The 24,249-nt window shown below is 57.1% G+C and carries 20 protein-coding genes; 16 read left to right on the top strand and 4 right to left on the bottom strand.

The features are described from left to right. Positions 1 to 231: 231 nt before the first annotated feature. Positions 232 to 537, bottom strand: coding sequence for a hypothetical protein (locus tag ACGY09_RS16365; protein WP_397568570.1), 306 nt, complete (start codon positions 535 to 537; stop codon positions 232 to 234). Between the two features lie 351 nt (positions 538 to 888). Between ACGY09_RS16365 and ACGY09_RS16360 the strand changes: the two genes are divergently transcribed. The 9 genes from ACGY09_RS16360 (at position 889) to ACGY09_RS16320 (ending at position 8,148) form a co-directional block, all read left to right on the top strand. After that, on the top strand, positions 889 to 1,098 hold the full coding sequence (locus ACGY09_RS16360; protein WP_397568569.1) for a hypothetical protein: 210 nt from the start codon (positions 889 to 891) through the stop codon (positions 1,096 to 1,098). A gap of 61 nt (positions 1,099 to 1,159) precedes the next feature. After that, on the top strand, positions 1,160 to 1,648 hold the full coding sequence (locus ACGY09_RS16355) for a hypothetical protein (RefSeq protein WP_397568568.1): 489 nt from the start codon (positions 1,160 to 1,162) through the stop codon (positions 1,646 to 1,648). Further along, positions 1,642 to 2,142 (top strand): hypothetical protein, encoded by a 501-nt coding sequence (locus ACGY09_RS16350; RefSeq protein WP_397568567.1) that lies wholly within the window; start codon positions 1,642 to 1,644, stop codon positions 2,140 to 2,142. The genes ACGY09_RS16355 and ACGY09_RS16350 overlap by 7 nt, the downstream gene beginning before the upstream one ends. A 426-nt stretch (positions 2,143 to 2,568) precedes the next feature. Further along, the gene (locus tag ACGY09_RS16345; protein ID WP_397568566.1) at positions 2,569 to 2,835 is read left to right on the top strand and encodes a hypothetical protein; all 267 of its coding nucleotides are present in this window, start codon (positions 2,569 to 2,571) and stop codon (positions 2,833 to 2,835) included. Then, on the top strand, positions 2,832 to 2,975 hold the full coding sequence (locus ACGY09_RS16340; RefSeq protein WP_397568565.1) for a hypothetical protein: 144 nt from the start codon (positions 2,832 to 2,834) through the stop codon (positions 2,973 to 2,975). The genes ACGY09_RS16345 and ACGY09_RS16340 overlap by 4 nt, the downstream gene beginning before the upstream one ends. A gap of 713 nt (positions 2,976 to 3,688) precedes the next feature. Beyond that, positions 3,689 to 4,285: a formaldehyde-activating enzyme gene (gene fae / locus ACGY09_RS16335; protein ID WP_373649151.1), complete on the top strand. Its 597-nt coding sequence runs from the start codon at positions 3,689 to 3,691 to the stop codon at positions 4,283 to 4,285. 87 nt (positions 4,286 to 4,372) lie between these two features. Then, a complete protein-coding gene (locus ACGY09_RS16330) occupies positions 4,373 to 4,609 on the top strand; it encodes a hypothetical protein (protein WP_397568564.1) in 237 nt (78 codons plus the stop codon). 137 nt (positions 4,610 to 4,746) lie between these two features. Then, the gene (locus ACGY09_RS16325; RefSeq protein ID WP_397568563.1) at positions 4,747 to 6,054 is read left to right on the top strand and encodes a DUF1015 domain-containing protein; all 1,308 of its coding nucleotides are present in this window, start codon (positions 4,747 to 4,749) and stop codon (positions 6,052 to 6,054) included. Positions 6,055 to 6,150: 96 nt separating this feature from the next. After that, the gene (locus tag ACGY09_RS16320; RefSeq protein WP_397568562.1) at positions 6,151 to 8,148 is read left to right on the top strand and encodes a prolyl oligopeptidase family serine peptidase; all 1,998 of its coding nucleotides are present in this window, start codon (positions 6,151 to 6,153) and stop codon (positions 8,146 to 8,148) included. A 200-nt stretch (positions 8,149 to 8,348) separates the two neighbouring features. Here the strand turns inward: ACGY09_RS16320 and ACGY09_RS16315 are convergent, their stop codons facing one another. Next, positions 8,349 to 9,530, bottom strand: a complete 1,182-nt coding sequence (locus ACGY09_RS16315) for a serine hydrolase domain-containing protein (protein WP_397568561.1) — start codon at positions 9,528 to 9,530, stop codon at positions 8,349 to 8,351. Between the two features lie 362 nt (positions 9,531 to 9,892). Between ACGY09_RS16315 and ACGY09_RS16310 the strand changes: the two genes are divergently transcribed. Both ACGY09_RS16310 and ACGY09_RS16305 read left to right on the top strand, forming a co-directional pair. Continuing rightward, complete coding sequence (locus ACGY09_RS16310) at positions 9,893 to 10,855, top strand: YihY/virulence factor BrkB family protein (RefSeq protein ID WP_397568560.1); 963 nt, start codon at positions 9,893 to 9,895, stop codon at positions 10,853 to 10,855. Further along, entirely contained in the window at positions 10,855 to 11,274 is a 420-nt protein-coding gene (locus ACGY09_RS16305) for a hypothetical protein (RefSeq protein ID WP_373649157.1), read from the top strand. Before ACGY09_RS16310 ends, ACGY09_RS16305 begins: the two co-directional genes overlap by 1 nt. 229 nt (positions 11,275 to 11,503) lie before the next feature. On the opposite strand, the gene ACGY09_RS16300 is transcribed toward ACGY09_RS16305, so the two are convergent. After that, positions 11,504 to 12,676, bottom strand: coding sequence for a zinc-dependent alcohol dehydrogenase (locus ACGY09_RS16300; RefSeq protein ID WP_373649158.1), 1,173 nt, complete (start codon positions 12,674 to 12,676; stop codon positions 11,504 to 11,506). Positions 12,677 to 13,369: 693 nt separating this feature from the next. Between ACGY09_RS16300 and ACGY09_RS16295 the strand changes: the two genes are divergently transcribed. The 5 genes from ACGY09_RS16295 to ACGY09_RS16275 all read left to right on the top strand — a co-directional run bounded on the left by ACGY09_RS16295 (position 13,370) and on the right by ACGY09_RS16275 (position 23,041). Continuing rightward, on the top strand, positions 13,370 to 14,476 hold the full coding sequence (locus tag ACGY09_RS16295; RefSeq protein ID WP_373649159.1) for a hypothetical protein: 1,107 nt from the start codon (positions 13,370 to 13,372) through the stop codon (positions 14,474 to 14,476). A 429-nt stretch (positions 14,477 to 14,905) separates the two neighbouring features. Beyond that, positions 14,906 to 15,061 (top strand): hypothetical protein, encoded by a 156-nt coding sequence (locus ACGY09_RS16290; protein ID WP_373649160.1) that lies wholly within the window; start codon positions 14,906 to 14,908, stop codon positions 15,059 to 15,061. A 239-nt stretch (positions 15,062 to 15,300) separates the two neighbouring features. Next, positions 15,301 to 16,761 carry an MdtA/MuxA family multidrug efflux RND transporter periplasmic adaptor subunit gene (locus tag ACGY09_RS16285; protein ID WP_373649161.1) on the top strand — a complete coding sequence of 487 codons (1,461 nt, stop codon included), beginning with the start codon at positions 15,301 to 15,303 and terminating at the stop codon, positions 16,759 to 16,761. Beyond that, positions 16,758 to 19,862 (top strand): multidrug efflux RND transporter permease subunit, encoded by a 3,105-nt coding sequence (locus ACGY09_RS16280; RefSeq protein ID WP_373649162.1) that lies wholly within the window; start codon positions 16,758 to 16,760, stop codon positions 19,860 to 19,862. Before ACGY09_RS16285 ends, ACGY09_RS16280 begins: the two co-directional genes overlap by 4 nt. Then, positions 19,859 to 23,041 (top strand): multidrug efflux RND transporter permease subunit, encoded by a 3,183-nt coding sequence (locus ACGY09_RS16275; protein WP_373649163.1) that lies wholly within the window; start codon positions 19,859 to 19,861, stop codon positions 23,039 to 23,041. The genes ACGY09_RS16280 and ACGY09_RS16275 overlap by 4 nt, the downstream gene beginning before the upstream one ends. Here the strand turns inward: ACGY09_RS16275 and ACGY09_RS16270 are convergent. Further along, positions 23,030 to 24,244 carry a hypothetical protein gene (locus ACGY09_RS16270; protein WP_397568559.1) on the bottom strand — a complete coding sequence of 405 codons (1,215 nt, stop codon included), beginning with the start codon at positions 24,242 to 24,244 and terminating at the stop codon, positions 23,030 to 23,032. The two genes, ACGY09_RS16275 and ACGY09_RS16270, sit on opposite strands and share 12 nt — an antisense overlap. Between the last annotated feature and the right edge of the window lie 5 nt (positions 24,245 to 24,249).

The raw sequence follows: 24,249 nt of genomic DNA, 5'->3' as shown, positions 1-24,249 counted from the left end.
CGCAGTGGTCCGCTTACAAGATCGCCGAAGCATGTTGCGTCGGACACAACCTAGTTAGCGTTATGAAAAAGGAGTACTCAGAGTACGCCTTTTCGGAGCAAAAGGAAGTTAAGTACGAAACTAAGACCGGCAAAGTAGCAACTATGCCAGTCAAGCCCCGCGAACCAAAGTTCGTAGAGCCCGCTCCTGAGCCGGAGCCGCGAAAGACGCCGCCCAGGACTCGCGAGCCGCCTAAGGGGCTTTCTTCTTGGCGGACTTCAGTTTCTGTGCCGCATTGAGCCTGCGCCTAATCTCAACAGGAGAATCAACCCCGGCGAGGTAAGCCCTGACCTGATCCCGTGCGTCCACTTCCGACTTCTCGGACCAACGGACCACTTCGGGGATGTGCTTGTTAAGCTGTGATGCACTCTGAAGCAGTACGTGAGGCGCGCCAGACTTTCTCATTGAGTCTGCGATGACGCGAAGTCGATCACAGACGGCAGTGAGTTCGCCGATGATCCGGTCAATGTCTTCGGGGGTGTGTTCCTGTCTGGCCATGCAGTATTTGAATCACGTTTCTCATTTGGCGTAAACCATGGTTATTTATTTGTCCAACAATTTGGCCAAAAGAGTAGCCAACTTGTTGACAGCCGATTTTGCCGACTGTAATCTTTCCCCTACCACAACACTGACAGCGTCGACAGCGACGCCGCACTTTTCAAAAATCTTGATGTTTCCAATCCCTCGCCGGGGCTCAGTGTTGTGGTGACCTGTCCTTGCGAGGGATTTTTCATTTCCTGACCCGGCAAGCCGTCACGCTGCCAAGTGGTCAACGTCGAAACTTCGCACCAGTCCTGAACGCTCTTCCGGGCTCCCGGTGCGCCCACAACCAAACGGAGTTTTCGCCCAATGCTCTGCGCTACCGGTACGCCCACACGTAACCCCGAGGCCCAACCCCTGGCTCGCGACGGACGCCCATCAAGCTTCATCCCTTCACCTGATGAGATCGCGGCCCATTGCCTCGTCATTCAGGGTGAATGGTCGGATGAGGAACGAATGCGACGGGAACGGGGTGAAATGGTCGGCAATTTCACCGGCAAGTCATCGAAGTCGAAGTAGCCCCGATCCCGCACAGGAATTAGCCGCCAACCCAGCAACTACCACGAAAAGTGAGTCCCAAATGACAGGCTACGTGATTCAATCCACCCCAGGAACGAAGGTTTTCAACACCCGCGAAGCAGAGCAAAAGGAGATCTGGCAAGAGTACGCCAAAACGAACGCTTTCGGGCTCGTGACGCTCGACGTCCTGAACTGGCAGCCGAAGAAACGAACGTCTTTCCCGCCCTCGCTCACCGACGATATGGAGGAAGCAATCGCGATCGAATTCGCGATCACCTTCAATCGATCCCAGCAAGCCAAGACGCGGGGCCGATGGGCAGTGGTCATGACGAACGGTCACATCCTGATTCTGACCGGTATCCCCGATGAGGACCGACCGAGCGACCCGACAGCATTTCCGCCATGCGTCCGTGTTGGCTACACACTCGAAGGGGCAGAATTCTTGATGAAGTCGGAGAACGAAGAGCGACACAGGGTCGCACACGTTCCCAGGTCGTGGACCGTTGCCGTTCGTCCACTGACAACAGACGGGATGGTGCCTCAATGCTGAAAACCAAACCCGTCTACGTTTCCTTCACGCCACCCCCCGCAAAACAGTACACACCCGAGAGCCCGCGAGCCGAACGGAAGCGGGAACTTCTGGCCGCTGATCCCACCTGTAAGGGTTGCGGGCTCCACCTGACGGACGTTTCGCTTCGAGACGATTCCGCCCATCTGGTTGGCGACACTCTCAGTTGCCAGAACTGCATCGGCAAAATCAAGAAGCGGAACGGGCTCGATATCGCTGAAATCCGTCCTGAACTGACTGCCCGGGGCCGGGCCCAGGTGAATCGCTTCCGCTACGAGAAGCAGCAGGACCAATTGAAAGCCCGGCTGATGGCCGAGAATCCCGCTTGCTGCCGGTGTGGCAAGTGGCTTGAGACGGCAATCACAGAGAACCAAGCCCATCTGATTGTCGACCGTCTGGCGTGCAGGGAATGCCGGAAACCCGTCCGTGAAACCATCAAGGCTGAAGCCAGCAACACGAAGGCAGGTGAAGTATGAGCCGAGGCGGGCACGGATCGAAGACAGTTACAGGGCTCAGGATCGCAAACGCTCTCACAGCCCAATGGCAACGACGGCAGAAGGCCCAGCGCGTCACCACGTCAACCATCTTCCCGCCGTCATTCATTGGCGGCATGGTCCGACGTTCAACCAACCGAACGGAATCAAAATGAAGCACCACGCAACTTCACCCAAGCACCGCGAGCCAAGACGGTTCACCGGCAAGCAACTGAAACGGATCGCGAAGAACCAACTGATGTTCGACAACCCGCACTGCACGACGTGCGAAATCCGCCTTGTGGAAAAATCCCAGCTGCCGAATTCGGCGTGCTGCTGCCGGAACAAGCTGTACTGCCCCAAGTGTGTGAATGCAGTTCGGCAGGGTGGATGGAAGCGGCTGGAACAGCCCGATAGGAGGATTGCACGATGAAGGGTAAGAAGGAGATCGCCAAGCGAAAGGCCAAAGCGGAATTGGAACGGCAGCAGGAAGCCGACTCCAAGGCCGAGGCTGAGCGCGAGATGTTCTGGAAGGATCTGATCCGGTGGGACCCTCGATGTTCACACTGCGGAAAGGAACTGACGACCCGCCGAAGTGAATCCGTACTCGTGATTGACCGGCTGTCGTGTCTCGACCACGTCGAGGCCGTGCGGACGGTTGCCATATCCGACAACGAGAAAGGGCTTGGAGCATGACGATTGAAGAAGTCGAAGCCAGCTTGGCCGAGCAGATCGAACGCCATCGGGTCTTGAAGCTAATCGTTCAGGCCCTGGAGGAACTGCGGGAGAACGACGAGGATGGGGCTGAATGGGTTTTGGATAAGCTGAATGAGTGATCAGATTGGCGGCAAAAGCCCTGTTTGCCATGTGGTGGACGGGGCTTTTTTAGTTTGAACCCCCTCGAAAAAAACCGGGTGTAGTCTACACCCGCAACGAGGGGTTTCGACCGATTTCGAGGGGTTTTCGCGAAATCGGGAGAAGTGGATTCGAGCCTATAAAACAGGGGATTTCTCGTGAAATCAGGCGAATCTCAAAGAGGGTGAGGAGCGATTAAAAGTCCGTTGCTCTACCAACTGAGCTACGAGCTCAAATCTCACTGCGATGTCAGTTGTATCGAGCAGGGACGAATCACGCTTCCGAAACGGTGCGAGAAAAAAGCCCAACCGAGTAGTTTTCGACCGATTGCTCGGACGGAAAAACTCCTTCGAACGCCGTCCACAAGGCCAACCAAACCAACGGGACGCTTTCTATGGCTCGAAGTCGCGGAATTCTCGTCGTTCGTACTGCTGCCGTCAAGTCTGGGCCGCGATCCCACAGACAAAGTGACCCGCCCCCGATTCTGCAATGGGATTAATCGTTGCAAACGCCGGAATCACCTCGCGTTAGCAGCGTGACGCTGACGCGGTTGAGGACAAAACGTGAGCTTGATAGCACCGATCTCCTTGCCGTTGAATTCGCTCCCTTGAATTGACGATCGCCCCTGCGGATCGCCACGATACACGGCGACACGTTCACCAAATTCACTTGCAAAAAACAGAGATCGAAGCAGATGCCAAAGAAAAAAGCGGGTAAGAAAGAAGCCGTCAGCAAAGTGCGGGCGTCAGAGAGAATCGTCATGCGAACCGGCGAAGCTCTGGTCGAAGCCGAACCAGCCTATTCGGCCGCAGAACCCGAAGTGGTGATCGGCGAACTCGATGGTCCCGTCGGTTATGCGATCGCCAACCTGATCGGCGATCAGACCAAAGGCCATTCCCGCGTATTCGCCATTCTGAACTGTGATGTTCAGGTACGACCTGTCACCTTGATGGTCAGCAAGGTCACCGTCAAAGACACCAAGTACACCAACATCCTGATGGGAACGGTCCAGGCGGGCATCGCCAACGGGGTTCTCGACGCCGTCCGGGCCGGCGATATTCCCAAGGAAAAGGCGAACGATCTCGGAATCATCATCTCTGTCTGGCTCGACCCCAGCGTGACGGAAGTCGAAGTGGATCACAACATCCTTTTCGAAACGAATCGGCAGGCGACTGCAAAGGCGATTCACAAAGCCATGCACAACGAACCCGGAATCGACTGGCTGCTGAAGAATCAGGCCAAGGTGACGCACTACTTCCATCAGCTCGGACTGGAACGGAAACTCGGCTGAAACCTGTCGCGCGGGCATTCTGCCCGCGTCCTTTTTATTTCCTCCACTTTTTTATCTCCTCCACTCTGGCGCCGGACTGCATCCATCATGACTCTGGGGAATCTGACAGACGGCGCCGGTCAGCTAAAAATGGCCGGTGACAAACTCACCGCCGCCTGGGACGCCGCACGCCAGGACTGGAACGACGTCGTGAGCCGCACGATGGAAGAAGAGCAACTCGCCCCGCTGCTCCAGCAGTTACGCAGCACTCTCGACGCAGTCACGCGGACCAGTACGGTCCTGGCAAAGGCGGTGCGAGAGTGCGAAGATGAGTGGCGGACCTGACGAAACAACGATTCTCCGTCTCTCCTTGAACCATTAGTGAACTTCCTTCATCCTATGCCTGTCATCGCATCTCTCGATGCCACGCATCGAGCTTTGGATGCCGATGCCGTTTCCGGTTGCAGCAAGGTTGATTGAAAATGGTTGAAGTCAGTCCGTTTCGTGGTTGGCGTTACGATGTCTCTCAGGTAGGTGACCTCTCGGATGTGGTAACACCACCCTATGATGTCATCGACAGCAAATTTCAGGATCAGCTCTACAAAAAGCACCCCTGCAACTTCATTCGACTGGAACTGAATCGCGTCGAGCCAGCGGATCCCGACCCCAACGCCCGGTACGATCGCGCTGCCGAGTTTATCAAGCACTGGATGATTGACGGGGTACTGCTGCAAGAGCAGGAAGACGCCATCTACGTCTACTCGCAGGAATTCAAGTGGGAAGGCAAGACGTTCGTCCGGGGCGGTTTTCTGGCGCGCGTCCGGCTGGAAGAGTTTGGAACCGGAAACGTTTATCCCCATGAACAGACTCTGTCGGGCCCCAAGCAGGACCGACTCAGCCTGATTCGTGCGACTCGGGCCAACCTCTCTCCGATTTTCGGACTCTATCCCGATGAAACAGGCTCACTGCAAAAGGGACTCGACGATGCCTGTATCAAGTTGACGCCGTCACTCGCCAAAGACCATCTCGGCGTCATCCACCGCGTGTGGGTCATCAAGGATCACGCGCTGATTGGAAAGGTCAAAGCCGAACTGCGTGACAAGCCAGTCTTTATCGCAGACGGGCATCACCGCTATGAAACCGCACTCAACTATCGCAAGGAACTGACCGCCGCCGGTGAGCTGACGGACGATCTTGCGGCCCCGAACTTCGTCCTGATGCAGCTCGTGGGAATGCAGGATCCTGGACTGCAGATTCTTCCTACGCACCGAATTGTCTCGGGACTGCCTGCCGACCTCACGTCGCAGCAAGTCGTGGATGCACTGAAATCCTGCTGCGAAATTGATGTCCTCGAACAGGGTGACAAAGGGGCGCAAGAGGCGTGGGAACTGATCGAAGCCGACGGGGGACAGGATGTCTTCGGCTTTGGCACCGCCGCCGATGGGAAATGGCTGTTCGTCCGAGTGACCGACCCCAGCCTTATGGAATCACTTGCCGCCGACCACAGCGAAGACTGGCAATCGCTGGGGGTCAGCCTGCTGCACAAACTGCTGCTGGAAGAGCTGCTGTTCAAGAAGCTCGGTGGCACTCCTCAATTCGAATACGTTCATCGACTGGAGGAAACAACGGCCGCGCTGAACGCGAAGACCCATCAGCTTGGATGCCTGGTTGCCCCCGCCTCCATTGAGCATGTTCAGACGATCGCGGCCAATCGAGAAACGATGCCGCCCAAGAGTACCTACTTCTACCCCAAGCTCCTGTCGGGGCTCGTCGTCCACTCACTCTCCTGACCCACGGGTGGCGCCCCACCACAGTGGGGCGCCACCGTCTCACTTCGATCTGTTCTGTGTCACGTGACTTTCCACCCCGCAACGGAAGAACCGAACATGGTGTCTGTCGTCCATCGTGCGTCATCGATCGCGTTTATCGCCATCCTTTCCTGCATCGGGTGGGCAACACATTCACTGCTCGCCGATGGTCCGGCCGACAACCAGGTGGATCAGGTCCGGCGGATTCCGAAGCTCGGTGTGGAAGTCCCCGAGGCAGACCGTCAGGAACTGACCGAAGGACTGACCTCACTGCAAGCCAAAATCGAGCGACTTAGCCAATCCGCCTCGCCGACAGTGAAGGGCTTGTTGCCGGACATTCTGATCTTCCATCGAGCCGTCGATCAGGCACTACGGTACCAGGAGTTTTTTGACGCCAAAGAGATCCCCGTCGGCAAGAGTCTCTTGCAACAGGGACATCAGCGAGCGGATCAGTTGCTGGCGGGCGAAGCCCCTTGGACCAGGCAGACCGGTTTAGTCGTGCGAGGATACATTTCCCGCATTGACCGCACGGTCCAGCCGTATGGGCTGGTTATTCCCGCGACTTACCAGTTCGACGGATTGGAAGCCCACCGTCTCGACTTCTGGTTTCACGGACGTGGCGAAGTTCTCAGCGAAGTCAATTTCCTCAACGACCGTTCGCGCAATGTGGGTCCCATTTCTCCCGAGAATACCATCGTTGCTCATCCGTATGGTCGCTATTGCAATGCGAACAAGCTGGCAGGGGAAATCGACACTCTGGAAGTGCTGGAAGCCGTCAAGCAGCAATATCGGATCGATCCCGATCGAATTGCCGTTCGCGGTTTTTCCATGGGAGGAGCAGCCTGCTGGCAATTCGCCGTCCACTATCCCGATCAATGGTTCGCGGCAAATCCCGGTGCCGGTTTTTCCGAGACACCCGAATTCCTGAAGTTCTTTCAGAAGGAAACCCTGAATCCCACTCCTTGCGAGCGGGCGCTCTGGCACATGTATGACTGCCCGGATGTGGCAGCCAACCTGGCTCATCTTCCGACCGTCGCTTACAGCGGTGACATGGATTCCCAGAAGCAGGCCGCCGACATCATGGAAGTGGCTTTTGAACGGGAAGGCATGAAGCTACTGCACATCATCGGCCCCATGACGGCCCACAGCATTCATCCGGAATCGGCCAAACAGATCGAAGCGAAACTCGCCGAGTGGGCTCGCAAGGGGATTGACCGCAAACCGTCACAAGTTCAGCTTGTCACCTACACCCTGAAATACAACCGGATGCACTGGTTGACCGTTGACGGACTGAATCAGCACTGGGAAGAAGCGCGCGTGGTTGTCAAACCGGTCGGCGACGAACTTCACATTACGGCCCGGAATGTCACGGCACTGACCGTGAACCCTCCGCAAGGTCATCCACGCAAGGTTCGGATCAATGACAGTGCTCCGTTCGACCTTCCCGCGACCGGCTCGTTGATTCACGATGGAACAAACTGGAAAGCAGGACAACCCAGTGGCCTTCGCAAGAAGCATGGACTGCAAGGTCCCATCGACGACGCGCTGATGGACTCATTCATCTTCGTCAAACCGAGTCAACCTTGCCGCAACCCGGCAGTGCAGCAATGGGTGGATGCCGAACTGGAACATGCTGTGACGCACTGGCGCAGGCAAATGCGTGGCGATGCCATCGTGAAACAGGACACCGAGATCACCGATCAGGATCTGGCCCAGTCGAACCTGATCCTGTGGGGTGACTCTCAAGCCAATCAGATTCTGTCTCGAATCGCCGGCAAATTGCCCATTCAATGGACCGACTCTGAAATTCGCGTGGGAGGACAGACATTCGATGCCGCGCACCATGCCCCCGTGCTCGTCTATCCGAACCCCTTGAACCCCGAAAAGTATGTGGTGCTGAACAGCAGCTTTACCTACCGGGAATACGACTATTTGAATAACGCACGTCAGGTTCCAAAGCTTCCCGACTGGGCCATCATCGACCTCCGCACCCCGCCCAGTCCCCGCTACCCGGGAAAAATCGTCGCGGCAGACTTCTTCGACGAAAAATGGGGACTCAAATCACGCCCTAGATAGGGTGACGCCGCCTAAAAGGGAGTTGGGCCTCTCTCCAGATGCCCAACCCCTCGGCGCAACACAGCACACGCAGGCCACTCCGCGTATCACCCCTGTTGATCATCGATGAAAGGTCATGATGACGGTGGCTGCGGCAAGATACAGCCGGGCGAGTCCATCGGGACTGTCACACGTGTGGAGTACGAATCGCCGCATCCCTGCTATGACAGCCCGTGTTTGTTGACGAGGTCCATCAGCGCGTACCAAAACTTGTTCATGTCGATCGGCCGGCCATTTCCGAGCATCACCGTCGTTAGCCCGGTCAGAATGTCGTGGTAGTAGTAGGTGCCGAAACCGCCCCAACCTCCCCCGTGTCCAAAGCCGTTCAATTGTTTTGGATTGTTGTAGTAAAGTTCCCACCCGTAGCCGTAGGGATTAGTTCGGCCATCTCGCGTACGTGAGGGAACGACCGCCAGCTTCGCCGTATCGGGCTTCATCAGTTTTTTGGCCCGAAGTGCCCTGTCCCAGGCCAGCATATCTTCCAGACTGCACCACACTGCGCCATCGCCGCAGGTGAGAAGTTTTTCCTGCCGGGCGGGTGGCACCCCCCAGAGTGGTTTCCACTCCCCCTCTTCCTGACCGTAGCCGATCGCATCCACACGGCCCGCGACGACAGGAACGCTTCCTGGCCCCTCGCTGACAAACGCGGTCTTCATTCCGGCAGGATCAAAGATCGCATCACGTAAATGCTGGCCGTAGGTGGTGCCGGTGACCCGGGCAATAATCTCGGCCAGCAGAAGATAGTTCGTGTTGTTATAGGCATACTTCTGACCGGTGGGAAAATCGAGTGGTACGTTCTGGCGTGCGAATTCTCCAACATAGTCAGAATTCAGCGTATAGTCAGGGTGCTTTGACAGAACATCCGGAATGTCCATGTAAGAGGCCAGTCCCGATGTGTGCTGTGCCAGATGCCGGATCTGGATCGGGTTCTTCTTGTCATACTCTGGCAACTCGGGAATATACTTCCTGACATCATCAGTGACCTTCAGTTGCTGACGGTCCTGCAGCATCAAAATTGCCGTTGCGGTGATCGACTTTGTGACCGACGCGAGCTCAAACATCGTGGCCGTCGTCACCGGCTGACGGTCCTTGATGGTTGCGAGTCCGACGCACCGCATGTACTCGGGCTGCCCGCTCTGATGGACGAGTACTGCCAGCCCAGGTCCTTCATTGTCGTAACCGAACGACTGGACGAGCCGGTCGAATGGAACATCCAACCTGCGCTCTGCAGCCTGCATCTCTCGAGGTCGCCCCACCAGACCGATGCATGAGGCAAACCCCAGCCGTTTCAACATTTCTCGACGTGAAGTGGCGACGTGCGACCCAAAGAGACTGATATTCATGTGGCACCTTGCAGAGGAGGTTCACCTCGGCTGGGAGAGCTTTCCAACCCGAATCGCGCACTCTCTCCAACCAGAATAACCACTAGCCATGCGTACACATTTAATGTGTCGCTGCTGCTTCAAAAACGCAAGTTCAGGCGTGGCGTGCACTGCCCCTCCGCCGACGTTCCGCCAACCTGTGTGCCCCCCGTCTCGTGAACCGGCTCACACAAAAACGGACTACCGTCTCGGCACTTCAATTGCAGAACTGGCGCACCGGGGGAAGGGACTCCCCCGCTCTCCACAAATAGAACCCGGCCATCCGTTCGTTGTTCGACGGGAAGGCCGCCATGCCACCAGGGAGACCCCAAGGGAGAAGTTGTGTGGTAATAAAACTGATGTCGCGAGAAGCCTGGAATTTACTCCGTCAAACCGCGAGTGACTGGAGCGAAGACAACGTCCCTCGACTGGGGGCGGCACTCTCTTTCTATACCGCCCTGTCGATCGCCCCACTGCTCGTCCTGTCCCTCCGTGTCGCAGCCTCCGTTTTCGGCGAAGAAGCGGCCCGTGGTGAAATCGAATCGCAGATTCAATCGATGATTGGTGAGCAGGGAGCCGAGGCGATCCAATCCATGCTGCAAAGTGCGAATCAGCCCGAGACCGGGACGTGGGCGACGATTCTGGGGCTCGTCACCCTGCTGTTCGGTGCCTCTGGCGTGTTCGGTCAACTGCAGGAGAGCCTGAATACCATCTGGGATGTGACCCCCAAACCGGGCCAGGGTCTCTGGTCTTTCATTCGGTACCGGTTTTTCAGCATGGCGATGGTGATGAGTTTCGCTTTCCTGCTGCTGGTCTCCTTAATTATCAGCGCGGGGTTGTCGTTTGCCGGAGGGTATCTTTTCAATTGGCTGAGTCAATTCGAGGGACTCACGCAGGCGGCAAACTTCGTCGCATCGCTTCTCGTATTCACGCTCTTGTTCGCGATGATGTTTAAATACGTGCCCGATGCCGAAATCAAATGGAAGGACGTCTGGCTGGGAGCTTTCATGACAGCCGTCCTTTTCAACATAGGCAAATTTGTCATCGGCCTTTATCTGGGTCGAACGACGTTCGCCTCGTCGTATGGAGTCGCGGGATCACTGATTGTCCTGCTGGTGTGGGTTTACTATTCGGCCCAGATCATCTTTTTCGGTGCCGAGTTCACCCAGGTCTACGCCAACCGATACGGAGGCAAGATTGTTCCGGCCGAGAATGCAGAACTTGTCCCAGACCAGAAGCATCCTCAGAATAACCACAAACCGGACTCACGTCGGAATTCGTCTCCAGCCTCTGCGAGAACATCCTGATGGCATCAAAACAGCGTGCTTCCGCGTGGGCTCCTTCAACGCCTTTCGAGTGCGTTGAAATCTACATTCCCAAGAAGATCGAGACACTCGCCAAACTCTACACCTTCCTGCAATCCAAGCTGATTGAGCGTAGCGCAAAAGCGCCCGCCGACGCCATCGACGGTTTCTCTCTTTACGAAGTCGATGGAGCCTTTGCCGGTCGCGAGATTTACCAGGAACGAACGATCGTCCTGCGTATTCTGTTTAAGCGAGATCAGTCACAGACCGAGAAATCGATCAGTAAGAAGATTCAACTTCTGGGGCGCGAAGTGGCCGCCAGTGTCGCCATGAAAGAGGAAGAACTCTGGATCTGTCATTTCCCGCAAGGTGTGATCATCTTTCGCCCACTGGACGAAACAGGGGCCTCAAACAAGGAATAAGGTTATCGGGGACCCGACTTGAGACGAAGCGAAAAAATCCTGCTGAGACCCCGGCCCACCCCCACTACCAACCCAACCAACAGCAGCATCTCCCCTCCCCCATTTCGACTTCCATTTCAGATCTGTTGTCGCCCTGCAATTCGCAGACACCTAACCCTGTAGCGGCCGCACTGAAATCAGAACCGCTGCTGGGTCAGGCTGTCGCTGTTCAGCTTCACTTCACGAGTGGTCAGGGCTTCAAGACCACCTTGATGCACCCGTCTTTCTTATCTCGGAACGTCTTGTAAGCTTCTGGAGCGTCCGCCAGGCTGACCCGATGAGTAATGATCCTCGACGGATCGATCAGCCCTGCCGCAATCTTCTCGAACAGCGGCTTCATATAACGCTGCATGTGCGTCTGGCCCGTTCTCATCGTGAGGCCTTTATTCATGAACGCGCCGAAGGGAAGTTTGTCCGGGTAGCCGGCATAGGCTCCGGGGACAGAGATCGTGCCACCTTTGCGACAGGCCATAATTGCTTCCTGCAACACATATCCCCGATCGGGCGTCACAGAGACAGTCGAGCGAACCTTGTCGTAGACCGCCCCTGCCATTCCTGCGGCGTGAGCCTCGCAACCGACGGCGTCGATGCACCGATCCGGGCCTCTTCCTTTGGTCATTTCATCCAGGCGCTCCAGCACGTTCTCCTTCTCGAAATTGATGGTCTCGGCCTTACCATATTTCTGCGCTAATTCGAGACGTTCTGGCACCCGATCGATCGCAATGACACGTTCGGCACCGAACAGCCAGGCGCTTTGAATCGAGAACTGGGCCACCGGACCGCAACCCCACACGGCAACGGTGTCGCCAGGTTCGATCTCGCAGTTTTCAGCCGCCATGTAACCCGTCGGAAAAATGTCTGATAAAAACAGGACCATCTCGTCAGGCAGGTCTGATTCGATCTTGAGAGGTCCGACATCCGCATACGGGACGCGCAGATACTCTGCCTGTCCCCCCGCAAATCCACCAAACAAGTGAGAGAATCCAAACAGCCCCGCCGGAGAATGCCCCATGGCCTTCTTCGCCATTTCCGCGTTCGGGTTGGAAACGTCGCAACACGAATAAAGTTGTTTCTGACAGAAGAAACAACTGCCGCACGAGATCGTGAACGGAATGACGACCCGATCACCCGCCTTGAGATTGCGGACCTCGCTTCCCACTTCTTCCACGATCCCCATCGGTTCATGTCCCAGCACATCGCCGCTCTTCATCGTCGGGACAAACCCGTTCAGCAGATGCAGGTCCGACCCGCAGATCCCGCTGGCCGTGATTCTGACGATCGCGTCGCGTGGATCTTCAATGCGGGGATCCGGAACCGTGTCGACGCGGACATCTCCGGTGCCATGCCAGCAGAGTGCTTTCATAGGTCAATCCTTTCTTTCGTGCATGTGAAGCGACCAGCCCTCATCCGATCGGGGACCGGTACACCGTTGAATTGAGATCCAGCCGGAAGTGCTCAAGCGCAGCAGAAATCGCTGCACAGCGTTTCTGTCAGTTAACCGCTCTCACGGCGCGGAGAGTGATCCCTCCCGAGCGGGAGTTATCTTCTGAGTTCCGTCCCGTTGAGCCGCGCGGCGGTCAGTTTTTCCGAGTCGTTTCCACTGCCAGCAAAAGAGCCCGATGCGGGGCCAGACGCGGCAAGCGGAAGACAACTCACCCGAAACAGTTGGCAAATGGGGTGCCGCAGCGTGACCACATCGTGAAACTTCCTGACGCGGAATCACGGGACGCTGGCGGGACAGACGTGGGCAATGGTAATCAGGCAACGTACCACTGGAACTGTATGTCTGCTTAGCGCCCGGGGCCCGCTCTGCCCACCCTTCCCAGAGGCTTCAACAAGTTCCCCGCCCCCTTCTTATCAAGAGCCTCCGCAGAGAAATTTGCCCTCTTTCGAAGGGGCAATGAGAACCTGAATTCGGGGTGAAGTTGAATCTCAGTCGCATTGATGCAATTCACAACCGCAGGATCAAGCTGCATACTGGCTCTTATCGACGGCTGTCGAATCCGGGCCATGCAGCCGTGTGTTTTGTCTGCAGTCTCTCTTCAAGGAGCTTTCAATGCGCCATGGAATGTTCTACTACTGCGCGGCTTTGATCTGGCTGTCTTCGGTGACCATCGGACAAGCGGCAGATTGGGGATTGAAGGAAGGGACACCCGACATCAAGTCCGCGGGAACCCTGGCCTTCGGTCCGGATGGAATCCTCTTCGTGGGCGACAGCAAAGGTGCTGCGATCTTTGCCATTGGCACCGGCGATACCAAAGGAGACCCCTCCAGTGCCAAGCCGCAGATCGCCGGTCTGAACAAGCAGATCGCTTCGCTTCTGGAATCGACCGTGGAAAACATCACCGTCAATGACCTCGCCACGAACCCACTGACCGGAACGGTCTATCTGTCGGTGACCAAGGGCAAAGGAGAACACGCCTCGCCTGCGATCGTCCGCATCGGCGAATCCAATCAGTTATCAGAGCTGTCGCTGAAGAAAGTCCCCTTCCAGAAAGCGGTCCTGCCAGACGCTCCTGAAGATAAAGAAGTGACGGTCAACGGCCGTACTCGTAACCCTCGCAATGACGCGATCACCGACCTGGCCTACGCCGAAGGGAAAGTCTTCGCTTCCGGATTGGCAGCCGGCGCATCCCCCTCAAGCGTTCATCAGATCCCCTTCCCGTTCGCCGATGGCCTGACCGGGACCAGTGTCGAGATCTACCACGGGGCTCACGGTCGGGTGGAAGACTATGCTGCCATCCGGACCTTCGTCCCCATGAACATTAACGGAGAGCCGAGTCTGCTGGCAGGATTCGTCTGCACGCCTCTGGTTCGTTTTCCGATCAACGACCTGAAGCCCGCCGAAAAAGCCCGTGGAACCACCGTGGCTGAACTCGGTAACAGAAATCAGCCGCTGGACATGATCGCCTACAAGCAGAATGGCCGTGACTACTTGCTGTTGTCCAACTCGGCACGGGGTGTGATGAAAATCAGCACCGAGAACATTGCCACGACGGAAGGGATCACCAGCCGTGTTGCTGACACCGCTGGTCAATCCTATGAGACAGTGAAGGAACTGAACGGTGTGGTCCAGCTCGATCGCCTCAACGAAGACAACGTCGTGGTCTTGATCCAGTCGACCGATGGATCGCAAGATCTGCGTACTGTTCCGCTTCCCTGAACTCTCATCACCACGGCTGCTCAACCCTTTTGAGCAGCCGCACGACAGTGAGGCGACGAGACCTGACCGACGATAACCCGGAAACCAGGACGAGTACTCCAGCTCCCTTCCGCGACGATTTCGAGTGCCCCCCGGTGCATCGAAGTCGTCGCCTGTTTCCGGGGGTTCTCCGGGACTGGGAGTCGCAGACGAAGCAGTTCCCTCGCTGCATCTTCGCCACTTAATGACGTCGTCGAATCACCAGGTTTGCCGTATCAGAGTCGACCGTTGCGGCAAACCTGCATTGGGGGATGCGTTCCCGCCCGCCTGAATTCCCACCGTTTGAACGCCTGCCCGACGGATTTGAAAACGTCACAGGGCAGGACGAGTACGACCCAGACCGCCACCCCGACTTCGACACACTCCCCCGCTACCACTTTCAGAGCCATCATGCGACGTAGTGGCCTCGTTCCCAAGCGAAGCATCACGAATGACGGATCCTCGGCTCACGGATCGCAGGATCCCGCTGTCATGCACGGAGATCAGGTCTTTCCTGAACCGGCGTTGCACGAACCCGAAGAGAACTGCACACGTGCCTATAATTAGAAAAATCCGAAAGATTCATCACTCGCGAACAAAGATCTTTCGAGACGGAAACAATTGAAACGATACGATTGATCGAACGCGACGTAACTTCGATCATATCGTGCGGTCCTGATGGATCGCTCGATATCTCCGCAATCCCCCGACCCACGAAGCCCACCATCGAACGAGTCGATGCCCTCGTCGTTCGGCTGCCTGACGGACTGCAGGCCAGCCCCCTGAGCAAAAGTTGAGGTAACTTGATGATCTCCAACCCGCCTGTCGTCAAGCCCCCACAGCTCTCAGACACCGTCAAAGACCGACCCGTCACATCATTTGACCGTTCTGGGGACTTGGACCCGGCGATTCCCTCGAAACCAGTACCTGAGTCGACTGGTCCCTACCCGCATGATCCAAGCCCCTCCCCGAGTGGATCCCGGGCCCGTTCCCTTTTCTGGACGATCTTCTGGATCTGTCTGATCGCAGGGTGTGCTGCTGCATGGCACTACCGCGACGTCGTTCAGCCCTGGGTCGCGGAAAATCTTGGGATTGGTCACTCGCCCCCGCCGAAGGCGCCTCCTCCACGGATCGTCCCTGTCGTCACTGCGCCCGTCGAAAAGAGCGATTTGAATGTTTATCTGAATGGGTTGGGTACGGTGACCGCATTTAAAACCGTCACCATTCGCAGCCGTGTCGAAGGGGAACTGGTCAACGTCGCCTTTACCGAAGGACAGATGGTCAAAGAAGGTGATTTGCTCGCCGAGATTGACCGCCGTCCCTTTGAAGTTCAACTGCAACAGGCAGAGGGACAGTTGGCTCGTGACCAGGCCACATTGAAGTCAGCCGACTTCACCTACAAGCGATACCAGGAACTGATTCAGTCTCGCTCGATCTCGCCACAGCAGATCGACGAACAACGAGCTCTGGTTCAGCAGACAGCGGGAGCGATCCAGTCCGATCTCGCAGCGGTCGAGAACGCCAAACTGCAACTGGATTATTGTCGTATCACAGCCCCGATCGGCGGCCGCATCGGACTCCGTCTGGTGGATCAGGGAAATATCGTACGGGCCAATGATCCCAGCGGACTCGCCGTCATTACGCAACTGCAACCGATCGCCCTGGTCTTCACGATTCCCCAGGACGACATCTTCCGCGTACAGAAGCCGCAAAGTGAAGGACGCACTCTGGTTGTTGACGCTTTCGACCGCGACTTCAAAGTGAAGCTGGCAACAGGCAAGTTGCTCGCCATCGATAACCAGGTCGATTCCACCACGGGAACTGTCCGCTTGAAGGCCGAATTCGACAACGAAGACGGGATGTTGTTTCCCAATCAGTTCGTGAATGCCCGCTTACTCGTCGACACCAGGCGGGATGCCGTCGTGGTTCCGACCGCCGCCGTCCAGCGCGGCCCCTCCTCCACCTTCGTCTATGTCGTCCAGCCGGACGATACGGTCGAACTGCGGAATGTGACTGTCTCGATGACAGAAGGAACACGGACGGCCGTCGAATCGGGATTGGAAGTCGGCGAAATCGTCGTCACCGAGGGTCTCGACAAGCTGCAACCCAAGACGAAGATCACCACCAGGGAAAAGGAGCAGGCACGTGAGAGCGGGAAACCGCCGCAAGAGGGACCAACTCCCCCAGGCCGCGAGCAATCCGCCGAGGGTCAGTCGACCGGAAAGCACGCCGATGCCAGCCCACGTGGTAAAAAGGAATCACGATGAATCCGTCCCGGCCCTTCATTCTGCGGCCGGTCGCTACGGTGCTGCTGATGGTCGCGATTCTCCTCGCCGGTCTCGTAGCCTATCGCGAACTTCCGGTCTCCGCGTTGCCTCAAGTCGACTATCCGACCATTCAAGTCGTCACCTTCTATCCGGGAGCCGGACCTGATGTGATGACATCGTCGGTGACTGCGCCGCTGGAACGTCAGTTCGGTCAGGTCCCCGGACTGACGCAGATGACATCGACCAGTTCCGAAGGCTGTTCGGTGATCACACTTCGTTTCGCGCTGGAACTGAACATCGATGTGGCAGCGCAGCAGGTCCAGGCGGCGATCAATGTCGCAACCACGTTCCTCCCCCGCGATCTGCCGAACCCGCCGATCTACACGAAGACGAACCCCGCTGACGCACCCATCCTGACACTCGCCCTGACATCCGAGACGCTTCCACTTTCCAAAGTGGAAGACTTGGCCGATACGCGGCTGGCCCAGAAGATCTCGCAGTTGTCCGGTGTGGGCATGGTGAGTATCAGCGGAGGACAGAAACCCGCCATCCGTATCCAGGCGAATCCCCGTGCCTTGTCAGCGCTCGGCATGAACATGGCCGACTTGAGAAGCGCTCTGGTCGCCGCCAACATCAATCAGGCGAAGGGAAGCTTCGACGGAACACGACAGGCCTATACGATCGGTGCCAATGACCAGTTGCTTTCCAGCGATCAATACCGGGAACTGATTATCGCTTATCGCGCCGGCGGTCCCGTCAAGCTGACCGATGTCGCCGAAGTGACAGACGGAATTGAGAACATCCGGCAGGCCGCCTGGATGAACGACACCCCTGCCGTCGTGCTGAATATCCAGCGACAACCGGGTGCGAACATCATCGACGTCGTCGACCGCGTGAAGGCACTGCTTCCGCAACTGGGGGACACTCTTCCCCCCTCGGTCAAAACACACATCCTGACCGACCGCACCGTCACGATCCGTGCCTCTGTCGAAGACGTCCAGCGAGAACTGATGATGACGATCGGACTGGTCGTCTTTGTGATCTTCGTCTTCCTGCGAAACGTCCCTGCCACGATTATCCCGAGCGTGGCCGTGCCGCTGTCACTCGTCGGCACCTTCGGCGTGATGTACCTGCTGAACTACAGCCTGAATAACCTGACGCTGATGGCGCTGACGATTTCCACCGGTTTCGTCGTTGATGACGCCATCGTGATGGTCGAGAACATCATCCGTTATATCGAAGAGGGCGAATCTCCACTGCAGGCGGCACTAAAGGGATCCGAACAGATCGGCTTCACGATTGTGTCGCTCAGCGTCTCGTTGATCGCCGTTCTGATTCCGCTGCTGTTCATGGGGGATATCGTCGGGCGACTGTTCCGCGAATTTGCCGTCACTCTCAGTGTGACCATTCTGATTTCGGCGGTCGTTTCGCTGACACTCACCCCGATGATGTGCGCAAAGCTGCTGCGTCACACTCCCCACGATCAGCACGGTCGCTTGTATCTGCTCTCTGAGGCGGCATTTGACGGCGTGGTCTGGTTCTATGGAAAAACGCTGAACGTCGTTTTGCGGCATCAGACACTCACGCAGTTTGTCTCGTTCGCGACGATCGTCGCCACGGTTTATCTCTATCTTCTGGTTCCCAAAGGCTTCTTTCCCGTGCAAGACACGGGGGTGATCCTCGGAATTTCCGAAGCACCGCAAAGCATTTCGTTCCAGGCCATGGCCCACCGGCAGCAGGAACTCAACCGTGCCATCCTGGAAGATCCGGCTGTTGAAAGTCTGTCCAGTTTTATCGGCATTGATGGGACGAATACGACCATCAACAGCGGACGAATTCAGATCAACCTGAAGCCACTGGAAGAGCGTAAGATCAGCGCGATGGAAGTCATTCAGCGTCTGCAGCCGAAGCTGGAATCCGTCACGGGAATCACGCTGTACATGCAGCCGATTCAGGACCTGACCGTGGAAACGCGAGTCAGCCGTACCCAGTATCAATACAGTCTCGAGGACCCCAGCCCGAAAGAGCTGGATGAATGGGCGCCGAAGTTTGTCGAGCGTCTGCAACAACTTCCCCAGCTTCGCGACGTCACGAGTGACCAGCAGAACGACGGCCTGCAGGCGAAGGTCGTCATCAACCGGGATACCGCGTCACGGCTGGGGATCACTCCTCAGATGATTGACGACGCCCTGTATGATGCGTTCGGTCAGCGTCAGATTTCGATCATGTTCACTCAACTGAACCAATACCGACTGATTCTGGAAGTCAAACCCGAGTACCGGAACGAACCACGAGACCTGAAAGAACTTTACTTGAGTTCGCCCGAAGGAGGGATGGTCCCGCTGGAAAGCTTCACGCGAATCGAAGAATCGACCACCCCGTTGACGATCAATCACCAGGGACAGTTTCCTGTGGTCACCGTCTCGTTCAATCTCGCCCCCGGCGTTTCCCTTGGCGATGCCGTGACGGCGATCGCTGAAGCCAAAAAGGACCTCGATCTTCCCCCCAGTATTGTCGCGGGCTTTCAGGGGACCGCCGAAGCGTTCCAGGCCTCAATTAAAAACACACCGATCCTCATTCTGGCCGCGCTCGTCACGGTCTATATCGTGCTCGGCGTTCTGTACGAAAGTTACATTCATCCCATCACCATTCTCTCGACGCTGCCCTCTGCAGGCGTGGGGGCACTGGTCGCCATGTTAATGAGCAAGACAGACCTCAGCGTCATCGCTCTCATCGGCATCATCCTGCTGATCGGCATCGTCAAAAAGAACGCGATCATGATGATCGACTTTGCTCTGGATGCGCAACGGGAACGGGGCATGTCTCCGCACGATGCCATTTACGAGGCGTGCCTGCTCCGTTTTCGCCCGATCATGATGACCACGATGGCAGCCCTGCTGGGGGCGGTTCCTCTCGCCATGGGGACCGGGGTCGGATCGGAATTGCGCCGTCCGCTGGGAATCACGATTATCGGCGGTCTGGTTTTCAGTCAGCTGCTCACGCTGTACACAACGCCGGTCATCTATTTGTGGTTCGACTGGCTGGCCACCCGGATCGGGTTCGGTTCATCCGCTGATAACATCGCCACGGAGGAAGGATGAGTCTCTCTTCGCCCTTCGTCCATAAGCCCGTGGGAACCACCCTGCTGACGGTGGCCATCGTCCTGTCCGGCGCCATCGGTTACTTCATGTTGCCGGTGTCGCCGTTACCGCAGATCGATTTTCCGACCATCTCCGTCAGTGCCGGTCTTCCGGGAGCCAGCCCCGAGACGATGGCCTCGGCGGTCGCAACGCCACTCGAACGGCAGTTCGGACGCATCGCGGGAATCACCGAAATGACGTCGGCCAGCTCGCTCGGGTCCACGTCCATCACGATGCAGTTCGATCTGGATCGGGACATCAACGCCGCCGCGCGCGATGTTCAGGCCGCGATCAACGCCGCGCGAGGCCAGCTTCCCGCCAACCTTCCGAACAATCCCTCGTATCGGAAGGTTAACCCGGCCGATGCGCCGATCATGATGCTCGCCCTGACATCGGATACCTACACCAAAGCCCAGATGTACGACGCCGCGTCGACCATCTTGCAGCAGCGACTTTCACAGGTTCCCGGTGTCGGTCAGGTGTTTGTCGGAGGAGGCTCTGCGCCTGCCGTACGGGTCGACTTGAACCCCACAGTCCTGAACCACTTTTCGATCGGATTGGAAGATGTGCGGGCGGCACTGAGTTCCGCCAACGCGAATCGTCCTAAAGGGTCGATCTCTGACGACCAGAGATCCTGGACCATCGCGGCGACGGATCAGTTGATGACGGCCAGCGAGTACGAGTCGCTGATGGTCACTTATCGAAACGGAGCCCCCGTTCGTCTGCGTGATGTCGCAAAGGTCTCTGATTCCGTTCAGGACATTCGGGCGTTTGGACTCTCCGACGATAAACGAGATGGGCAACCCAACGGCAAGCCCGCGATCACGATCATCATCTTCCGCCAGCCGGGCGGGAACATGATTGAGACCGTCGATCGAATTATCGACCTGCTGCCGCAGCTTAGCGCCCAGATCCCGGCAGATATGCAGCTTTCGATTGCGATGGACCGGACTGCCACCATCCGTGCGTCGCTGCACGATGTGCAGTTCACGCTGTTCATCTCAATCGCGCTGGTCATTCTGGTGGTCTTTATCTTCCTTCGCGATTTCCGTTCAACTCTGATCCCTGCCGTGGCAGTCCCGGTTTCACTCATCGGAACGTTTGGGGTGATGTATTTACTCGGATACAGTCTCGACAATCTCTCGCTGATGGCGCTGACCATCGCGACCGGCTTCGTCGTCGACGATGTGATCGTGGTAATTGAGAATATCTCGCGACACCTGGAAGAGGGCCTGTCTCCCCTGGAAGCCTCGTTACTCGGGGCGAAGGAAATCGGCTTCACCGTCTTGTCGATCAGCGTTTCCCTGATTGCGGTCTTTATCCCCATCCTTCTGATGAGCGGGATTATCGGCCGGCTGTTTCGCGAGTTTGCCGTCACCCTTTCTGTCGCGATCGCCATTTCGCTGGTGATCTCGCTGACGACGACGCCGATGATGTGCGCCTTCCTGCTGAAGCACAAAACCCGGCAGCAGCGAGGTCGACTCTACGCGTTCAGCGAAGCGATTTTCGACGGGATCCTCTACCTCTACAGAATCTCGCTGGCGTGGGTCCTGCGTCATCACCGATTGACGATGGCCGTCGCCATCTCAACGTTGGGTTTAACGGCGTACCTTTACATCGACGCTCAGAAGGGCTTTTTCCCTCAACAGGATACAGGCCGGCTGACTGGCATTCTGATCGCGGATCAGGACACATCGTTTCAGTCCATCTCGCGGCTCCTCAGTCAGTTCGTACAGACCGTCAGTGAGGACCCCGCTGTCGAAAGCCTTGTCTGCTACGCCGGCGGTCAGGGAAGCGCGTCGAACACCGGTCGTATGTTCGTAACACTCAAGTCGATCGACAAGAGAAAATTGAGTGCCGATGAAGTGATCAGCCGCATCCGCAAGAAGGCTGCAACAATCCCCGGGGCCACTCTGGTCCTGCAGTCGGTGCAGGATCTTCGCATTGGCGGTCGAACGAGCAGCGCGCTTTATCAGTACACGATTAAAGGGGACAGCCTGGAAGAGCTCAACACCTGGGGGGCCAAGCTGCTGCGGGAGATGCGAAACGTCAAAGGATTGGTGGACGTCACAAGCGACCAGCAGAACAAAGGACTGCAGACCCGTTTGAACATCGATCGCCCGACCGCGACACGGCTGGGAATCGACATGGCGACCATCGACAACACTCTGTACGACGCGTTCGGCCAGAGACAGGTTTCGACCATCTACCGGTCCATGAATCAGTACTATGTCGTCATGCAGGTGGAATCAGAATTTTCGCAAAGCCCTGACTCCCTCAAGCACATTTTTGTCAAAGGGGCCAACGACGCTCAGATTCCGCTGAGTTCGCTCTACCGACAGACATCCAGAAACTCGGCGTTGTCCGCCAACCATTCCGGCCAGTTCCCTTCCGTCACGATCTCGTTCAACCTCGCAAAAGACACCGCGCTGGGGGATGTTGTCCCTCGAATTGAGCAGGCGTTCCGCGAACTGGGAATTCCACAAAGTATTCAGGGTCAGTTCCAGGGAACGGCCCAGGCCTTCCAGGAATCGCAGCAGAATCAGGTGCTGCTGATCATCGCAGCAATTGTCTGCGTCTATATCGTTCTGGGTGTCCTCTACGAGAGTTACATTCACCCGATCACCATTCTCTCGACACTTCCTTCCGCAGGCGTGGGAGCTTTCCTGGCACTCAGGATCTGCGGGATGGAACTGAACGTCATGGGCATGATCGGCATCCTGCTGCTGATTGGAATCGTCAAGAAGAACGCCATCATGATGATCGACTTTGCGCTCGAACTCGAACGCAACTCGGGCAAGTCCTCTGAAGAGGCGATCTTCGAAGCCTGCCTGCTTCGTTTCCGCCCGATCACGATGACCACGCTGGCGGCACTGCTCGGTGGACTCCCTCTGGCCATGGGGACGGGCAACGGGGCAGAGCTGAGAAAACCTCTCGGCGTGGCGATCGTCGGAGGACTGATCTTCAGCCAGATGCTGACGCTCTACACAACGCCGGTCGTGTACCTCTATCTCGACTGGTTCTGCCACTGGTGGAACCGATTCCGCAAGCGAACGCCCGAAATCATCCCGGTCGATCGTCACCTCAATCCGTTGCCGTCCCCGCGGGAGCAGATCGCGGCGAATCAGTCACAGTTCTGACGAAGAAGTCGCTGACTGCCGTTCGGCCGTCGAAGGACGCGTCAGCGGCAGCAGAATCTGGACGATCAGAAACAGGACCAGCGGTGCAAAGATCAGCATTCGCAAGCCAATCAAAACCGATGAAGGGAGGGGGATCAGACTCGCAATCCCCAGGTAGCAGAGCGTCAACGGCAGCGTCGCAACCAGCAGTCCACAACCGAGCGCGGTCATCTGGGTTTTGAAGATAGCTCGCTCCGACATCGGCTCAAAATGCAGCTCGATCGTGCGGCGCCGCTTCACTGACCGATGAGTCGCATCGATCGTCTCGAACGTCTTGACCAGCTCCCCCCAGCAATCGTCATCCGCAGAGACCGTTTTCTCGCCCCCTGCCTCGTGAAGTGCCGTGCTGATCGCGGCCAGTGCCTGACGCGCCGTCTCAGGCTCATTTCCTTCGACGATCTCGCTCTCAATCTCACACCGCCACGATCCACTGGAGCCGCTACGTGACAGGCGGGCCGTCCCCCGTTCTCCCTTGACCGTCAGATTCCAGTCGTCCCTCCCGACAGTCGGTTGAATCTGCCAGTTGAACTCGGGCAGCGAGCCTCGTGACAAGACCACGTTCTGCATGAGAACCCCGGCGTCCGTCGTGCCGGACCGCAACGCCGTAATCTGGTTGTAGTCGCCCATCAGCCACCGCGCCAGATCCACATCGTGCAGCAAGCGGGCATCAATCTCCTGCTGAGGAATCGCCATCCCCTCCTGCGGCTGCGAAAGGGTGTGATGCAGTTGCAGAAACTGAATGCGTCCCAGCCTGCCCGTCTGGATTGCCGTCTTCAGGGCGATGACAGCGTTATCAAAGCGGTGCCAGAGCAGCGGGTACAGAAACACATGATTGTCGTCACGAATCAGACTCAGTTCATAGGCCAGAGTCGACCCTTGATCCGCTCGTGGAATAAAAACCAGCGGGACGTTCGCCGTGGCGAGTTGCTTTACCCCGTCCAGGACATGCTGTCCTGCACCGTCGACAATCACGGCGTCAATTTCTTTTGACACCAGCAGCTCTTCCCACGAATCACTGTGATTGACCTCTGGAAACAATGCCCCCTTCGTGGAGGGTGTTCCGACCGTAACGATGCGGGACAAACGGTGTCCATCGACACCCTTTCGCAACGCGTCGATCAGAGGGCTGGCGAAGGGGTGGTCGCACAGAACAGCAAACCGCATGAGGT

The organism is Schlesneria sphaerica (assembly GCF_044336245.1).
GTDB lineage: Bacteria > Planctomycetota > Planctomycetia > Planctomycetales > Planctomycetaceae > Schlesneria > Schlesneria sphaerica.
This window is presented reverse-complemented; position numbering and strand designations above follow the sequence as displayed.

Bases quoted from the DNA above. Each gene is read 5' to 3' on its own strand.
- ACGY09_RS16365 (WP_397568570.1), bottom strand. From the start codon at position 537: ATGGCCAGACAGGAACACACCCCCGAAGACATTGACCGGATCATCGGC.
- ACGY09_RS16360 (WP_397568569.1), top strand. From the start codon at position 889: ATGCTCTGCGCTACCGGTACGCCCACACGTAACCCCGAGGCCCAACCC.
- ACGY09_RS16355 (WP_397568568.1), top strand. From the start codon at position 1,160: ATGACAGGCTACGTGATTCAATCCACCCCAGGAACGAAGGTTTTCAAC.
- ACGY09_RS16350 (WP_397568567.1), top strand. From the start codon at position 1,642: ATGCTGAAAACCAAACCCGTCTACGTTTCCTTCACGCCACCCCCCGCA.
- ACGY09_RS16345 (WP_397568566.1), top strand. From the start codon at position 2,569: ATGAAGGGTAAGAAGGAGATCGCCAAGCGAAAGGCCAAAGCGGAATTG.
- ACGY09_RS16340 (WP_397568565.1), top strand. From the start codon at position 2,832: ATGACGATTGAAGAAGTCGAAGCCAGCTTGGCCGAGCAGATCGAACGC.
- fae (WP_373649151.1), top strand. From the start codon at position 3,689: ATGCCAAAGAAAAAAGCGGGTAAGAAAGAAGCCGTCAGCAAAGTGCGG.
- ACGY09_RS16330 (WP_397568564.1), top strand. From the start codon at position 4,373: ATGACTCTGGGGAATCTGACAGACGGCGCCGGTCAGCTAAAAATGGCC.
- ACGY09_RS16325 (WP_397568563.1), top strand. From the start codon at position 4,747: ATGGTTGAAGTCAGTCCGTTTCGTGGTTGGCGTTACGATGTCTCTCAG.
- ACGY09_RS16320 (WP_397568562.1), top strand. From the start codon at position 6,151: ATGGTGTCTGTCGTCCATCGTGCGTCATCGATCGCGTTTATCGCCATC.
- ACGY09_RS16315 (WP_397568561.1), bottom strand. From the start codon at position 9,530: ATGAATATCAGTCTCTTTGGGTCGCACGTCGCCACTTCACGTCGAGAA.
- ACGY09_RS16305 (WP_373649157.1), top strand. From the start codon at position 10,855: ATGGCATCAAAACAGCGTGCTTCCGCGTGGGCTCCTTCAACGCCTTTC.
- ACGY09_RS16300 (WP_373649158.1), bottom strand. From the start codon at position 12,676: ATGAAAGCACTCTGCTGGCATGGCACCGGAGATGTCCGCGTCGACACG.
- ACGY09_RS16295 (WP_373649159.1), top strand. From the start codon at position 13,370: ATGCGCCATGGAATGTTCTACTACTGCGCGGCTTTGATCTGGCTGTCT.
- ACGY09_RS16290 (WP_373649160.1), top strand. From the start codon at position 14,906: ATGCGACGTAGTGGCCTCGTTCCCAAGCGAAGCATCACGAATGACGGA.
- ACGY09_RS16285 (WP_373649161.1), top strand. From the start codon at position 15,301: ATGATCTCCAACCCGCCTGTCGTCAAGCCCCCACAGCTCTCAGACACC.
- ACGY09_RS16280 (WP_373649162.1), top strand. From the start codon at position 16,758: ATGAATCCGTCCCGGCCCTTCATTCTGCGGCCGGTCGCTACGGTGCTG.
- ACGY09_RS16275 (WP_373649163.1), top strand. From the start codon at position 19,859: ATGAGTCTCTCTTCGCCCTTCGTCCATAAGCCCGTGGGAACCACCCTG.
- ACGY09_RS16270 (WP_397568559.1), bottom strand. From the start codon at position 24,244: ATGCGGTTTGCTGTTCTGTGCGACCACCCCTTCGCCAGCCCTCTGATC.